Below are 2,384 nucleotides of genomic sequence, written 5' to 3'. Positions count from 1 at the left end.
AGTGGAGGACCGAACCAGTTGACGTTGAAAAGTCTTTGGATGACCTGTGGGTAGGGGTGAAAGGCCAATCAAACTCGGAAATAGCTCGTACTCCCCGAAATGCATTTAGGTGCAGCGTTGAGACAAAGTTTTATAGAGGTAGAGCTACTGATTGGATGCGGGGGCTTCACCGCCTACCAATTCCTGACAAACTCCGAATGCTATAAAATGTTTCTCAGCAGTGAGGGCATGGGTGCTAAGGTCCATGTCCGAGAGGGAAAGAACCCAGACCATCAGCTAAGGTCCCCAAATATATGTTAAGTTGAAAAAACGAGGTTTGACTGCCCAGACAGCTAGGATGTTGGCTTGGAAGCAGCCATTCATTTAAAGAGTGCGTAACAGCTCACTAGTCGAGCGGTCGAGCATGGATAATAATCGGGCATAAACATATTACCGAAGCTATGGACTTTTAAAAGTGGTAGGGGAGCATTCTATTTGCGCAGAAGGTGTACTGTGAGGTATGCTGGAGCGGATAGAAAAGAAAATGTAGGCATAAGTAACGATAAAGGGGGCGAGAAACCCCCTCACCGAAAGACTAAGGTTTCCTCAGCGATGCTAATCAGCTGAGGGTTAGTCGGGACCTAAGGCGAATCCGAAGGGAGTAGTCGATGGCCAACAGGTTAATATTCCTGTACTTCTTATAATTGCGATGGGGTGACGGAGTAATGAAAGCACCGCGAGCTGACGGAATAGCTCGTTGAAACATGTAGGTATTGGAACTGTAGGTAAATCCGCAGATCTAGCTAAAGTGTGATAGTACCACAAGTCTTCGGATGCGTGGATAGTGTGCCTAAAGGCTTCCAAGAAAAACCTCTAAGCTTCAGATTATAAGAACCCGTACCGTAAACCGACACAGGTAGTTGGGATGAGAATTCTAAGGTGCTCGAGAGATTCATGGCTAAGGAACTAGGCAAAATAGACTCGTAACTTCGGGAGAAGAGTCGCCCTACTCCGGTAGGGCCGCAGTGAAAAGATCCAGGCGACTGTTTATCAAAAACACAGGGCTTTGCTAAATTGAAAGATGATGTATAAGGCCTGACACCTGCCCGGTGCTGGAAGGTTAAGTGGAGTTGTTAGCTTCGGCGAAGCAATCAAATGAAGCCCCAGTAAACGGCGGCCGTAACTATAACGGTCCTAAGGTAGCGAAATTCCTTGTCGGGTAAGTTCCGACCTGCACGAATGGTGCAACGATCTGGATACTGTCTCAGCCATGAGCTCGGTGAAATTGTAGTATCGGTGAAGATGCCGATTACCCGCAGCGGGACGAAAAGACCCCGTGAACCTTTACTATAGCTTCGTATTGACTTTGGATAAGTAATGTGTAGGATAGGTGGGAGACTTTGAAGCGGCGTCGCTAGGCGTTGTGGAGTCGTCCTTGAAATACCACCCTTTGCTTATCTAGAGCCTAACTCAGTAATGAGAACAGTGCGTGGTGGGTAGTTTGACTGGGGTGGTCGCCTCCAAAAGAGTAACGGAGGCTTCTAAAGGTTCCCTCAGCACGCTTGGTAACCGTGCGTAGAGTGCAATGGCATAAGGGAGCTTGACTGAGAGACATACAGGTCGATCAGGTACGAAAGTAGAGCATAGTGATCCGGTGGTTCCGCATGGAAGGGCCATCGCTCAAAGGATAAAAGGTACTCCGGGGATAACAGGCTGATCTCCCCCAAGAGCTCACATCGACGGGGGGGTTTGGCACCTCGATGTCGGCTCGTCACATCCTGGGGCTGGAGAAGGTCCCAAGGGTTGGGCTGTTCGCCCATTAAAGTGGCACGCGAGCTGGGTTCAGAACGTCGTGAGACAGTTCGGTCTCTATCTGCTGTGGGCGTTAGAAATTTGAGTGGATCTGACTTTAGTACGAGAGGACCGAGTTGGACTGACCTCTAGTGTACCAGTTGTCTCGCCAGGGGCACTGCTGGGTAGCTACGTCGGGAAGGGATAAGCGCTGAAAGCATATAAGCGCGAAACCCACCACAAGATGAGATTTCTTTAAAGGGTCGTGGAAGATCACCACGTTGATAGGCTATAAGTGTAAGTGCAGTAATGTATGTAGCTGAGTAGTACTAATAACCCATAGGCTTATGTACGTTTCCCGGTCCTTGTGACCGGGAGCAAACTCTTTGATAATTTATGATATGATTTTACTAATATGTTAACTTATACAGTTGAAAAATACTGAAACGATTTAAGGTGATTATCGCAATGGGGCTCACCTCTTACCATTCCGAACAGAGAAGTTAAGCCCATTTGCGCCGATGGTACTGCCACTGGTGGGAGAGTAGGTCGTTGCCTTTCTTTTAAACCTCAATCTAATTAGATTGAGGTTTTTTTTGTTCTTGTTTTAACAG

Annotated in this window: 2 rRNA genes; both read left to right on the top strand. The window is 47.7% G+C overall.

Features of this window, described 5'->3' with window-relative positions:
• Positions 1–2,123, top strand: a 23S ribosomal RNA gene (locus tag ACKTSW_RS09640); the annotation flags it as partial.
• 99 nt (positions 2,124–2,222) lie between these two features.
• A 5S ribosomal RNA gene (rrf, locus tag ACKTSW_RS09635) occupies positions 2,223–2,331 on the top strand.
• The last annotated feature ends 53 nt before the right edge of the window (positions 2,332–2,384 follow it).

The organism is Tenacibaculum sediminilitoris, from assembly GCF_964513795.1.
Taxonomy (GTDB): domain Bacteria; phylum Bacteroidota; class Bacteroidia; order Flavobacteriales; family Flavobacteriaceae; genus Polaribacter; species Polaribacter sediminilitoris.
The sequence above is the reverse complement of the archived record's forward strand: the minus strand, read 5'-3'. Positions and strand labels throughout refer to the sequence as shown.